The sequence below is a fragment of the Cyanobium sp. T1B-Tous genome, assembly GCF_024345475.1.
Taxonomy (GTDB): domain Bacteria; phylum Cyanobacteriota; class Cyanobacteriia; order PCC-6307; family Cyanobiaceae; genus Cyanobium_A.
Genome location: NZ_JAGQBE010000024.1, coordinates 23,090 through 34,102, shown reverse-complemented (window position 1 = coordinate 34,102; position 11,013 = coordinate 23,090). Strand labels below are relative to the sequence as shown.

Sequence of the window (11,013 nt, the reverse complement as noted above, 5' to 3'; positions counted from 1 at the left end):
GAGCTCCCGGCTGCCCGGCAGCACCTGGCGGCGCGGGGGCTGCCCCGGCAGGGAGTGGAGGGTGAGGCCTTCCAATTCCGGCACCACCACCCCGCCGCCCTCCGGCAGCAGCTGCATCGGTCCTGAGGCGTTCTGAACCAGGGGCTGGCGTTCGCCACGGCGGCTGAGTAGCTCGGTGGTTCCCGGCTCCAGGGCCGTGGTCGACGCCTGCACCAGCAGATCGCCGCGCCGGTTGCTGCTGAGGTGGGCAAACAGCAGGGGCTCCTCGCTGAGAGGCGCGAGCCGGCCGGGCTTGGGTTCGCCCAGGCCGCCGGGCTCGCGCACCAGATTGCGCTGGTGCAGTGGCAGGCGCCAGAGCTGATGGGAGCCCTGGCCATCGCCGCTGAGCAGGGCCACGCCGGAGCCGTCGCCGAGGGGCATCACATGGGCCAGCTGGGGCCACACCGGAGTTAGGGGCAGCCAGCTGCCATTGCGGCGCTGCAGTTGCAGCTGCTCTCCGCCGGGAACGGGCACCACCGCCAGCAGCCGGGGCCGGGGGTCCCAGCGCCAGCGCTGGGGTTGGAGCGGCAGGCCGCGGCGGTCGACCCCCGCCAGCAGGAGTTGCAGGGGGCCCGCAATGGTCTGTTGCGGCTGGAGCAGCAGGCGCAGGGGATTGCCTTCCCCCAGCCAGCGCCAGGCCAGGCGCGGTTCCAGGGCGCTGGAGCGGGCCAGGCTGGAGCGCTGCATCGGCCGGCTGAAGCGCAGATTCAGGGCGGCGGGCCCCGAGCTGGCCGTGGTGGAGCTGAGCTCCACCAGCCTGGGTGGGCGGCGCAGCAGCAGCTGTTGCTGCAGCGCTGCGAGCACCACGCCTCCCGCCAGCACCAGCAGCACCCGCTTCATGGTTCGAGCGGCCGGCTGGGCCGGGCGATCGGCGTGATTCGCTGCGCCACCACCACGCTGCGGCTCTCGCCGTTGTGCTCCTCCACCGCCATGGTGCCCTGCACCGCCAGCCACTGATCGGCCTGGGGCACCGGGCCCGCCGGCCAGCGCACCGGCAGGCCCACCGGCGTGGCATCGGCGAGACAGCAGCGCACCAGCAGCCGGGCCAACTGGGGAGCGTCCCCCGGCTGGGGCCACACAAAGCCGCTGATGCGCACGGGGTCGCCGGCGTAGAGGCTGGGGTCGGGCTGGCTGCGCAGCAGCCGCACCCAGTCGGTGAGGCTGCGCTGGGCCGGGGGCAGCAGGAAGCTCAGCTCGGCTTCCTCGCCCAGTTCGGCGGGGCGGTTGGCGGCCAGGTCGCTGAAGGAGGGGTTGGGTGGAATCGCCAGCACCAGCAGGGCCACCACGCCACTCAACCACCAGCTCTTGGGGGCGGGCGGGCGCCGGCCTGCCCCCAGCTCCGCCGGCAGCTGGAGGGCCGCCAGCACCAGCAGCACGACGCCGCTGAGGCCCACCAGGGGATGGAAGGCGCCGCTCAGTAGCAGGTCGAGCCTGCCGCTGAGGCTGCTCACCAGCAGCACGAGTCCCCAGAGGGCGAGCGCGAGGGAACGCATCAGAGCAGCAGCAGGTTGACCCATTGGCCCAGCACCAGCACGGCCACGCTGGCGGCCGCGGCGGTGAGGGCGATGGCCCGGGGCTGGAACAACACCCGAAACAGGCCCAGCAGTTTCAGATCCACCACGGGCCCCAGCACCAGAAAGGCCAGCAGGGCCCCGGGGGTGATCTGGGCGGCAAAGCCCAGGGCCAGAAAGGCATCCACGCTGGAGCACACCGACACCACCACCGCCAGCAGCATCAGGCTCAGCACCGACAGGGTGGGGGCTCCGCCTACCGCCAGCAGCCAGCTGCGGGGCAGCAGGGTCTGCACGGTGGCGGCGATGGCGCAGCCCAGCACCAGCAGGGCCGCCAGATCGAGAAATTCCCGGCTGCCGTGTTGCAGCACCTCCTGCAGGGGAGGGCGCTGGACGGGAGCTTGGGGTGGGGGGGCACCCACGGCTCCCACCAGACCGCTGCGGCGCTCCAGCAGGCCCACCTCCGCCAGGGGCTGGTTCAGCCGCCGCTCTTCCAGCAGCGCCGGGGTGAGCAGGGCGGTTTCCGGCAGCAACCGCAGCACGCTGGCCAGCAGCAGGCTGAGCAGCAGCGCGCCCCCGGGCCGGGCCGCCAGCAACCAGGGCTGGTTGGGGAAGGCGGCCCAGGTGCTGGCCAGCACGATCGGGTTCAGCACCGGAGCGGCGAACAGAAAGCCGAGGGCCGTGCCCAGGGGGGCGCCCCCCGCCAGCAGGCGCCGGGCCACGGGCACGTTGCCGCACTCACAGGCCGGCAGGGCAAAGCCCAGGGCGGCGCCGGTGAGGGGGCCGACCACGGGATGGTGCGGCAGCCGTTGCAACCAGCGGCCACCCGGGGCGAGCCATCGGGCCAGGCTGGCGATGGCCACCCCGATCAGCAGGAAGGGCAGGGCCTCCAGCAGCAGCCCCTGAAAAATGGCCCAGGCGGTGGCCAGGCGCTCCAAGGCTCAATCGATCACGGCCAGCTGACCATGGCACAAAAGTGCAAGTGCAGGTGGCGCCTTCACCCCATCCCCGGAGCCCTCGAGCCCTGGAACCAGCCGGGGATGGCTTCGTAGCAGGCGGCGTTCTTCTCGTTTTCCCGGGCCTCCACCTTCCAGCAGCAGGTGCGACCGCCGTCGCGCCCCTGCAGCAGGGCGTTAGCCCAGTCCCACACCAGCTGGGCGCTGGCCTCCATGCCCACGTTGTCCATCACCCGCAGGTCGAGGGCTCCCTGCTCATGGAGGGCCTGCCACTGCTCCAGCAGCGGGTCGTCGGCATTCACCAGAAAGGTGTGGTCAAACTGGGCGGCCAGCTGGCTCTCCAGGCTGCCCAGGCTGGAGAAATCCACCACGAAGCCGTTCTCATCGAGGTTGGCGGCCCCAAACCAGCAGGTGAAGCTGCGGCTGTAGCCGTGCACGAAGCGGCAGTGGCCGGGATGGCGCCATTGCCGATGGCAGCAGGGGTAGCCGCTGAAGGTCTTCGAGCAGGTGAAGGCGGCGGACATGGTGGGGGTGGTGGGGCGCTGGTCGCGTCCCCTCAGGCTGCCATTGGGCTCATCCCGTGATCGGGATGACCCGGTTGCGGCCAGTCTGCTTGGCCTGATACATGGCGGTATCCGCCCGGTCGATCATGGCGTCACTGCTTTCGCCAGGCACCACCAGGGTGGCGCCAATGCTGAGGGTGATCTGCAGGTCGCCCGCCGCGGTGGGCACCGGATCCTGCACGGAGTTGCGGATTTTTTCAGCGATCACCAAAACGGAGTCGAGGTTCTGCACCCCCTTCAACACCACCAGCAGCTCGTCGCCCCCCATCCGGGCCGCCACATCTTCGCTGCGCAGGCACGCCTGGATTCGGCTGGCCACGGTGCGCAGCAGTTGGTCGCCGGCCGCATGGCCCCAGCGGTCGTTGATCGCCTTGAAGCGGTCGAGGTCGCAGAACAGCAGCGCCGTCTGTTCACCGCTGCGCTGGTCGGGGGAGGACAGGGTGTGGATCTGCTCGAGAACCTCCCGGCGGTTGAGCAGGCCGGTGAGTTCATCGGTGCGGGCATGGCGCTCCAGTTCGTGCCAGGCCGCCATTTCCCGATCGATCAGTCGAAAGGAGGCCACCATGCCATCGAGGCAGTTCTGGCTGTCGAGGTAGGGGCCCACATGCAGTTCGGCCCAGTGCCAGCTGTTGTCCTTGGCGCGGATTCGGTGGCGGCACACGACGCACTGGCCTGCGGCGATGGCTTCCAGGTTGTTGGCGTATTCCAGGAGATCGTCTGGGTGGAGCACCTCCCCTGAGGATCGGCCCAGCCACTCCTCTGGAGACCAACCCAGGGCCCCAGCCAGGGAGGGCGACACGTAGGTGATCACGTCATCGCGGAGGCGCACCACCACATCTGAAGCGTTCAGGGCCAGCAGCCGGTAGGCCTCCTCAGAGGCCGCCAGCTCGCGAAGGCTCTCGTAGCGCTCGGTCACATCGCGCCAGGTGTAAACGAGTTCCTCGCCCTGGGGTACGCCACGGATGTCGTAGCGGCGGGTCTGGCCCAGGATCTCGTGGGGATAGGGGTAGTCATCGAGCACCAACGGCTCGCCGGATTCCACCGCCTGGATGTAGAGCGCCAACAGCCCTTGGCCACTGTGGCCCGGCAGAACCTCCAACAGGGTGTGGCCCACCAGTTCGTCGTGGCTGAGCTGGTTGTCATGGCAGGCGGCCCCATTGGCTTCCATGTAGGTGAAGTCCTCAATCGCCCCCATGGCATTGCGGCGGGCCCTCAGCACCACATGGGGATCGAGCAGGGAATCGAGGGTGGCCGTCAGACGCGCCAGGGTCTGGGCCATGGCCTGCTCATCCGCCACCTTTGCCGCGATGTCGCTCCAGCTGCCGATGATCGCCAGCACGTCCGGCCCGCCATCGCGGGCCCCCCGGGCGTTCACCTCCACCCACTGGTAGCCCCCCTGGGCCCGGCGCACCCGCAGCCGGAACTGCGGCTCTTCGCCCCGGGCAAAGGCGGCTTGAACCCTCTGCAACAGCTCCAGATCGTCGGGGTGAACAAACTCCCTGAAGGGTTTGCCAATCATCTGGGCGGGTGTCCAGCCAAGCAAGCGCGTGACCGATGGGGAGATCCACTCAAGTCCCCCCTGCCGGCTGGCCCGGAACACCACATTGGAGGCGTTTTCGGCCAGCATCTGGTAGTTCTTTTCCGACTCGCGCTGAATCCGTTGGGCCCGAGCCCGTTTGGCGGCGACGCTCAGGCTGGCCAGGCCAATCACACCCAGCAGGGCCAGTTGCTCCAGGACCTGCGGCCTGTGCAGGTGTGCCCAGCGCTGCTCCGCAATCAGCGCCAACCCGATGCTGGCCAGGGTCATCCGCCCGAGCGGCTTTACATCGGCGAAGCCTGCAGCAAACACCAGCGGCAGCCAGAAATAGGGCAGCAGTTCCACGTCCAGTGGCATGGCCACATCCACCACGAAGATCCCGATCAGGAGGATCCAGAGGCCCGTCATGCGCCGGGCGCCGATGGTGGGTGTGGGGGATGCAGTCATCAAAGGCAGAGGGGCGGAGACTTCGCAACTTCAGTGGATCAGGGAAGGCGCCCGTGATGCATGGCTTTATGCGGGAGGTGGATAATTCCTGGGATTGGTTGTTTGGCTGTGCCCCTTGCTGCATGGGTAAAAATAGCTAATTGAGCGCTTTAAACCTGTTCAAGGTGTAGTTGTATGTAGACAATGCGTTTGATGCATTGGATGCAGAGTGGAGCAAGGGCTTCTGGTCTGTTGACCTTGTCTTGGGCCTTGGTCTGCCGGTTCATGGCGGCGTTGGAGCGAGGGAGGGGCGATGGATCGCCTGCAGGCAAACTTGAGGGCATCGCTGCCCCTGCCCCGCCGTGCCCGATGCCCTGTCGATCGTCGGCCCGCCCGTTGACCGGCTGCGCTTCAACGAGGCCGGTTTGATCCCCGCCGTGGCCCAGGACTGGCTCGATGGGGCCGTGCTGATGGTGGCCTGGATGAACCGCGAGGCCATCGACTGCACCCTGGCCAGCGGTGAGGTGCACTACTGGAGCCGCTCACGGCAGGAGCTGTGGCACAAGGGGGCCACCAGCGGCCAGATCCAAGCCCTGAAGGGCCTGCGCTACGACTGCGATGCCGATGTGCTGCTGCTCACGGTGGAGCAGCGCGGTGATGGGGCCTGCCACACCGGTGCCCGCAGCTGCTTCTACGACGCTGGCCCCGTGCCCACGAGCGGTGGGGCTTCCGCCCCCCAACCCCCGGCGGATGTCTGCACCGAGCTGATGCGGGTGATCGAGGGCCGGCGCGACCGGCCCGAGCCCGGCAGCTACACCAACAAGCTGCTGGAGGGCGGCGACAACCGCATCCTCAAGAAGATCGGTGAGGAGAGCGCCGAGTTTGTGATGGCCTGCAAGGACGCCAACGCCGCCGAGATTGCCGGCGAAGCCGCCGACATCGTGTTCCACCTCCAGGTGGCCCTGGCCCACCACGGCGTCAGTTGGCGCCAGGTGCAAGAGGTGTTGGCCCAGCGGCGGGGCGCGCCGCGGCGGGACTGACCTGTGCTGGATTGGCCAGGCCGGGTTGGGCCTGGAGCCAGAGCAGGGTGGCCCGGTCGCGGGGGCTGAGCTCGAGCACCGGTCGGCTGCCCGGGAGGGCGGCGAGGGCATCGCCGGGCTGGTCGCTGTGGCCCCAGAGCCCGAAGGCGTGGCCGAGCTCGTGCAGGGCGGTGGCCTGCATGGCCGGCACCCCCTGGCCGGGACTGAGCTGCACGGTCACCTGGGGTTCGATCTGCCAGGGGCTGGCGGGTTGGCCGGGCTCGCCCCGCCGCACCTCCACCAGCATCAAGGTGGCGCGGCCATGGCTGGCACGCCCGTTCTGCACCGGCGGCCTGCGCCTCAGCAGCCGCACCTGGGCCCGCTCCGGATCGTCCACCACCGTGATCGGCAGAACCCGCTGCCAACGGGCCAGGGCTCCCTCCACGGCCTGGCGCCAGCGCCCATCCCACAGGGCCGCTGGCCCTGTGCTGGCCCCGGGCTCGATCCAGAGGCACCAGTGGGGCAACCGGGCCCAGCCCAGGGGGGTGGGCCGCAGCCGATGGCGGTAGTCGGCGTTCGTGGGGCTGCGGCTGGGCCCAGGAGCTGGGGCGGCGGAGGCCTCGGCAGCGGGGATCGGCCGCTGGGCCAGCACCGGCGGACAGGGATCGGGGGCGGCCGGGCCCGCGACGCCTGGCTGGGTGAGGGCCATCAGCCAGGCCAGGCTCGCCAGCAGTGGCGCCTGGGCCCTCCCCATCAGGTGGGCAGGCCGACGCCGCGAGCCATCAGGGTGGCCAGCAGGGGCACCAGGGCAAAGCCCACCAGCTCGATGTTGAGGATCCAGCCCAGCCGTGTGGCGAGGGCTTCGCTCACCTGGGGCAGCTCGCCCTTGCGCAGGGGGATGGCCCAGAGGATGTAGGTGATGGTGGGGTACAGCGACAGGCCGCCCACCCCCAGATAGAGGCCCACCTTCCACCAGAACAGGGGGTTTTCCGTATAAAACTCACTGCCCTGGCCGAAGTACAGCACCCGCAGGATGCCGCTGCCCAGCAGGGCCAGGGCAGCGAGGCCGTACACCACATCCGTGATCACCATCAAGGTGGCGTCGGCCTTGCTGGGGTTGGGCTTGATCAGCCGCCGCTCCAGCACCAGGGCGCCGAAGCAGAGCATGAAGCTCACGTAGTGCACGTAGGCCACGCCAGCCCGGGAGAGCACCTCGGGGGGAATGGCGGCAAGACCTGGCATCGACAGAAGGCAGTGGCCCGCAACGGTAACCGCCGGGTCTGCCCCCCTGCTGCTGCTTCTCAAACACCATGCAAATCAGCAGCCATTGTGAAAACCGCACAAGGTGTGAAATTGGGAAGGAAGGTTGAAAGTTGGAAGCTTTTCCGTTGGTTTCTTTTTGTCTGTTGATTGGCCTTAGGTTCAATTCATTGCACCGGTGAACCATGGCGAGCTCCTTGAGCGCCTTTTTGGGTGAGATTGGTCGCCATCAGTTGTTGACCCCGGAGCAGGAGCTCACCCTGGGCCGCAAGGTGCAGGCCATGGCCGAGCTGCAGGAGCGCTGCCGCGAAGCCGGCGGGGCCGGCCCCGCCTGTGACTTCAACGATCTGGAGCGCCGCACCCTGAAAACGGGCGAGCGGGCCAAGAACCAGATGATCACGGCCAACCTGCGGCTGGTGGTCAACCTGGCCAAGCGTTACCAGAACAAAGGTCTCGACCTGTTGGATCTGATTCAGGAGGGCACCTTGGGCCTCACCCGGGCCGTCGAGAAATATGACCCCACCCGCGGGCATCGCTTCAGCACCTATGCCTACTGGTGGATTCGTCAGGGGCTCAATCGCGCCCTGTCCACCCAGAGCCGCACCATTCGCATTCCGGTGAATGTGAACGAAAAACTCACCAAATTGCGCGCGGCCAAGGCGCGCTTCCTGCAGGCCAATGGCACCGCACCCGCGCCGGCCCAATTGGCCAAGATGTTGAACCTCCCCCTCGATGAGGTGGAAGATCTGCTGGGTTGTGAACTGCGCAGCATCACGGTCAGTCTCCAGGGAGTGGTGAAGTCGAAGTCCGATCCCTCCGAGCTGGTGGATGTGCTGCCCAGTCCGGAGCTGGCGCCGATGGAGCGGGCCGAGCTCGCCGAGCGCACCGCCACGGTGTGGACCCTGCTCGATCGGGCCAACCTCACCCCCAAGGAGCGCACGGTGGTGATGCTGCGCTTTGGCCTGGATGGCAGCCATGAATGGCGCACCCTGGCGGAGGTGGCCCGTCAGCTCGAATGCAGCCGGGAATATTGCCGCCAGGTGGTGCAACGGGCCCTGCGCAAGCTACGGAAAACCGGCATTGAGAGTGGGTTGGTCGAGGTCGAGTAGCTGGCGTCTGGTTCTTGAATGGGGAGGTTGGTTGCCGATCGGCCCGTGACGGATTCCGTGCATTCCGCCTCCGTGGATGCCCAGGTGCTCGAGAGCACCGTGGTGGATGAGGCGGTGTTGCTCAAGTTGCTGCGGCGTGCCGGTCGCACCCTGGCCCGTCCGGCCCTCGAGTGCCTGGAGTTGCTGCTCGATCCCCAAACCCCGGCTTCGGCCAAGCTCACCGTGTTGGCCGCGCTCACCTATCTGTTGGTGCCGCTCGATCTGATTCCGGATTTCATCCCCGCTGCCGGCTTCAGCGATGATTTGGTGGCGGTGACCGCCCTGCTTGGGCTCTGCACCCGCCACCGCACCCCGGCTGTGCGGATGCGGGCCCAGCGTCGCTTGGACCGTTGGTTCCCTGTGGATCGCTGAAGTCAATGTCGAGCCTTACCAGCGACCAGCTCGAAGATCTGCAGGCCTTTCTCAAAGACTGGCTGCGCCACACCGGCCGCACCCAGGCGGATCTGCGCCGGGCCCTCCATGCCGCCTCGATTCGGATGCCGGTGCTGCTGGAGGTGCTGCAACGCACCTACAGCCGCCAGGGGCTGCCCGGGCTGGCCGAACAGCTTTGCGGTGTCGAAGAGCTTTGGCATCGGGAAGACGGCGCGGCTGAGGGCGGTGACGCCCCCTTGCCGGGCCTGGATGCGTCCTTGGGCCAGCTCGATCTGCTGTTGCAGGAAATTCGTCAGGAGCAGCAGCCCTGAGGTTTTCTGTCCAGAGTGGGGCCATGCCGCTTCTTCCTTGAATGCAGAGAATGCAGATGGTTCTGGCCACCGCAGCCATCGGGCTGGGTTCTGTGCTGGGCGGAGTCCCGGCCCTGGCCCAGTCCGAGAGCTTCCTGGTGGGTCCTGGGAGTTCCGTCGGCCCTTCCACCAAGGTGAAGCCCAAGAACTGCGTCACCGGCTCGGACGGATCGATCACCTGTGACACCCAGCTGGAAAACTCCCCCAGCGACACCCAGGCACGCCCGATCTTCGAGCAGTTCAAGAACTGAAGGGCCCCGGCATGACGCGCTTTCGGCGGATGTTCCAGGACAGCACCTATCTCAGGCTGATCGACCGCAGTGAGCAGGTGCTCACCAAGGTTTTGGGCCTGGTGCTGCTTGTGGTCATGGTGGCGGCCACGGTGCAGCTGATTGGGGTGGTGGGGATGGCCTTGGTGCAACCGGGTACCCCCTGGCTCTCCACAACCCTGAACACCGTGCTCGGTGATCTGCTGACCCTGTTGATTGCCCTGGAGGTTCTCCAGAACATCACCTCCTATCTGCGCCACCACGTGGTGCAGATCGAATTGGTGCTGCTCACGGCCATGACCGCCGTGGCCCGGAAGGTGATCGTGCTGCCGCCGGGAGCTGAAAACAAACCCGAACTGTTGGGTGGGCTCGGCATTGCGGTGCTCGCCCTGGCAGCTGCGTTCTGGTTGGTGCGCAGTCTCAACATCCGCAAGCCTCCCGCCAGAACAGGGCCAGCCATACGGAACCCGGAGCCGGATCGGTAGTCACCAGCCGGTGACGGCGGTGGGCCGGAATCAGCAGGCTGTCGCCGCGGCACAGTTGCCGCACTTGAGCCTCATCTTCAAAGGCAATTTGGGCGCTGCCCTGCAGCAGCAGCACCCATTCATGGTCGCTCTGGTCGTACCAGAAGTCTGGTGCACTCGCGGCCTGGCAGGAATGGATCCTCTCTAGACGCCAGTTGGCTTGTTCCAGCAGCACCCTGGTGATCTCTTGGCCCGGGGCTGGACACGGGGGCGTCAGCAGGTTGTCGTGGCCTCCCAGTGGTGGGTCGGTTTCCCCCCAGCGCCTGCCGATCTCAAAACCATGGCTGCGGGCCAGGGCCACCACGCCATGGTGGTCACTGCAATCGCACAGGGCCTGCCGCAACACGGGGTCGCTTTCGCTGAGGGCCACGAAGGCATTCAGTTGGCGCACCTTCTCGAGAAATTGCTGCAGCTGGGCTTCAGCCACCGATGGTCTCCGGCTGTTGGGGATCCAACCCTCCAGGGGCTTGGATCAAGGGCTTGATCATCCGCCATCGCAGGAAGGCCTCCCCGGCAAAGATCACCGTTTCTTCAGCATCGATCTGCCAACCGAGCCTTAACAGCAGGGGTTTGGACAACTGGCTGGCCTCGGTATGCCAGTGCCGGCAACCCTGATGCCAGGCATGGTGTTCGAGGGCCCGCAGGATGGCGCTGCTGCGTCCCTGCCGGCAGGAGCGTCCACGGCAATAGAGCAGGGAGAGCCTCTCGATCGGATCCAGCAAGCCAAATGCCTCAATCCGTGTCGGATCGTTTTCAGCGCAGCTGGCCAGGCCATAGCCCCGGCGGAGTGCATCCCGCACAGCGTTGCTGGTGTGGGCGTGGTCGGACCAGGCTGCAATCTGCGCTGGGCTGTACAGACCTTGCGTCTGGCTGATCACCGCATCGCGATACACCGCTGATACCTGATCCAGATCGTCCGGATGCAGCTCGCGCAGCTCTGAATCTTCCTGGATTGATTGGATCGGCAAAGCTTGGCAGGAGCTGTTAATGGTGTACATTCTGGATGTAATCCCTGGGG

The 11,013-nt window shown here is 67.2% G+C and carries 15 protein-coding genes; 6 read left to right on the top strand and 9 right to left on the bottom strand.

Features of this window, described 5'->3' with window-relative positions; translation table 11 throughout:
• The 5 genes from KBY71_RS07500 to KBY71_RS07480 form a co-directional block, all read right to left on the bottom strand.
• Nucleotides 1-879: hypothetical protein (locus KBY71_RS07500; RefSeq protein WP_254928310.1), on the bottom strand; the 879-nt coding region annotated here is incomplete at its 3' end.
• Entirely contained in the window at nucleotides 876-1,532 is a 657-nt protein-coding gene (locus tag KBY71_RS07495; RefSeq protein ID WP_254928309.1) for a TIGR03943 family putative permease subunit, read from the bottom strand. The genes KBY71_RS07495 and KBY71_RS07500, both read right to left, overlap by 4 nt.
• Nucleotides 1,532-2,488 carry a permease gene (locus KBY71_RS07490; RefSeq protein WP_254928308.1) on the bottom strand — a complete coding sequence of 319 codons (957 nt, stop codon included), beginning with the start codon at nucleotides 2,486-2,488 and terminating at the stop codon, nucleotides 1,532-1,534. The genes KBY71_RS07495 and KBY71_RS07490 overlap by 1 nt, the downstream gene beginning before the upstream one ends.
• Before the next feature lie 59 nt (nucleotides 2,489-2,547).
• On the bottom strand, nucleotides 2,548-3,030 hold the full coding sequence (locus KBY71_RS07485) for a 6-carboxytetrahydropterin synthase (protein WP_254928307.1): 483 nt from the start codon (nucleotides 3,028-3,030) through the stop codon (nucleotides 2,548-2,550).
• A gap of 49 nt (nucleotides 3,031-3,079) precedes the next feature.
• Nucleotides 3,080-5,053 (bottom strand): sensor domain-containing diguanylate cyclase, encoded by a 1,974-nt coding sequence (locus KBY71_RS07480; protein WP_254928306.1) that lies wholly within the window; start codon nucleotides 5,051-5,053, stop codon nucleotides 3,080-3,082.
• A 353-nt stretch (nucleotides 5,054-5,406) separates the two neighbouring features.
• On the opposite strand from KBY71_RS07480, the gene hisIE reads away from it, so the two are divergent.
• The gene (gene hisIE / locus KBY71_RS07475) at nucleotides 5,407-6,072 is read left to right on the top strand and encodes a bifunctional phosphoribosyl-AMP cyclohydrolase/phosphoribosyl-ATP diphosphatase HisIE (protein ID WP_254928316.1); all 666 of its coding nucleotides are present in this window, start codon (nucleotides 5,407-5,409) and stop codon (nucleotides 6,070-6,072) included.
• Here the strand turns inward: hisIE and KBY71_RS07470 are convergent.
• Both KBY71_RS07470 and KBY71_RS07465 read right to left on the bottom strand, forming a co-directional pair.
• Nucleotides 6,011-6,805 (bottom strand): peptidase, encoded by a 795-nt coding sequence (locus KBY71_RS07470; RefSeq protein ID WP_254928305.1) that lies wholly within the window; start codon nucleotides 6,803-6,805, stop codon nucleotides 6,011-6,013. The genes hisIE and KBY71_RS07470 overlap by 62 nt on opposite strands.
• Nucleotides 6,805-7,293, bottom strand: a complete 489-nt coding sequence (locus KBY71_RS07465) for a DUF2214 family protein (RefSeq protein ID WP_254928304.1) — start codon at nucleotides 7,291-7,293, stop codon at nucleotides 6,805-6,807. Before KBY71_RS07465 ends, KBY71_RS07470 begins: the two co-directional genes overlap by 1 nt.
• 203 nt (nucleotides 7,294-7,496) lie before the next feature.
• On the opposite strand from KBY71_RS07465, the gene KBY71_RS07460 reads away from it, so the two are divergent.
• Genes KBY71_RS07460 through KBY71_RS07440 form a run of 5 tightly spaced genes read left to right on the top strand, consistent with a single transcriptional unit; the run spans nucleotide 7,497 to nucleotide 9,956 of the window.
• Nucleotides 7,497-8,420, top strand: a complete 924-nt coding sequence (locus tag KBY71_RS07460) for a sigma-70 family RNA polymerase sigma factor (protein ID WP_254928303.1) — start codon at nucleotides 7,497-7,499, stop codon at nucleotides 8,418-8,420.
• A gap of 45 nt (nucleotides 8,421-8,465) precedes the next feature.
• The gene (locus KBY71_RS07455) at nucleotides 8,466-8,831 is read left to right on the top strand and encodes a DUF1232 domain-containing protein (RefSeq protein ID WP_254928302.1); all 366 of its coding nucleotides are present in this window, start codon (nucleotides 8,466-8,468) and stop codon (nucleotides 8,829-8,831) included.
• 5 nt (nucleotides 8,832-8,836) lie between these two features.
• Complete coding sequence (locus KBY71_RS07450) at nucleotides 8,837-9,163, top strand: hypothetical protein (RefSeq protein WP_254928301.1); 327 nt, start codon at nucleotides 8,837-8,839, stop codon at nucleotides 9,161-9,163.
• 50 nt (nucleotides 9,164-9,213) lie between these two features.
• Nucleotides 9,214-9,453, top strand: a complete 240-nt coding sequence (locus KBY71_RS07445) for a hypothetical protein (RefSeq protein ID WP_254928300.1) — start codon at nucleotides 9,214-9,216, stop codon at nucleotides 9,451-9,453.
• An 11-nt stretch (nucleotides 9,454-9,464) separates the two neighbouring features.
• A complete protein-coding gene (locus tag KBY71_RS07440; RefSeq protein ID WP_254928299.1) occupies nucleotides 9,465-9,956 on the top strand; it encodes a phosphate-starvation-inducible PsiE family protein in 492 nt (163 codons plus the stop codon).
• On the opposite strand, the gene KBY71_RS07435 is transcribed toward KBY71_RS07440, so the two are convergent.
• Both KBY71_RS07435 and KBY71_RS07430 read right to left on the bottom strand, forming a co-directional pair.
• Nucleotides 9,892-10,422: a Nif11 domain/cupin domain-containing protein gene (locus KBY71_RS07435; RefSeq protein ID WP_254928298.1), complete on the bottom strand. Its 531-nt coding sequence runs from the start codon at nucleotides 10,420-10,422 to the stop codon at nucleotides 9,892-9,894. The two genes, KBY71_RS07440 and KBY71_RS07435, sit on opposite strands and share 65 nt — an antisense overlap.
• The gene (locus tag KBY71_RS07430; protein ID WP_254928297.1) at nucleotides 10,415-10,963 is read right to left on the bottom strand and encodes a GNAT family N-acetyltransferase; all 549 of its coding nucleotides are present in this window, start codon (nucleotides 10,961-10,963) and stop codon (nucleotides 10,415-10,417) included. Before KBY71_RS07430 ends, KBY71_RS07435 begins: the two co-directional genes overlap by 8 nt.
• Nucleotides 10,964-11,013 lie beyond the last annotated feature (50 nt).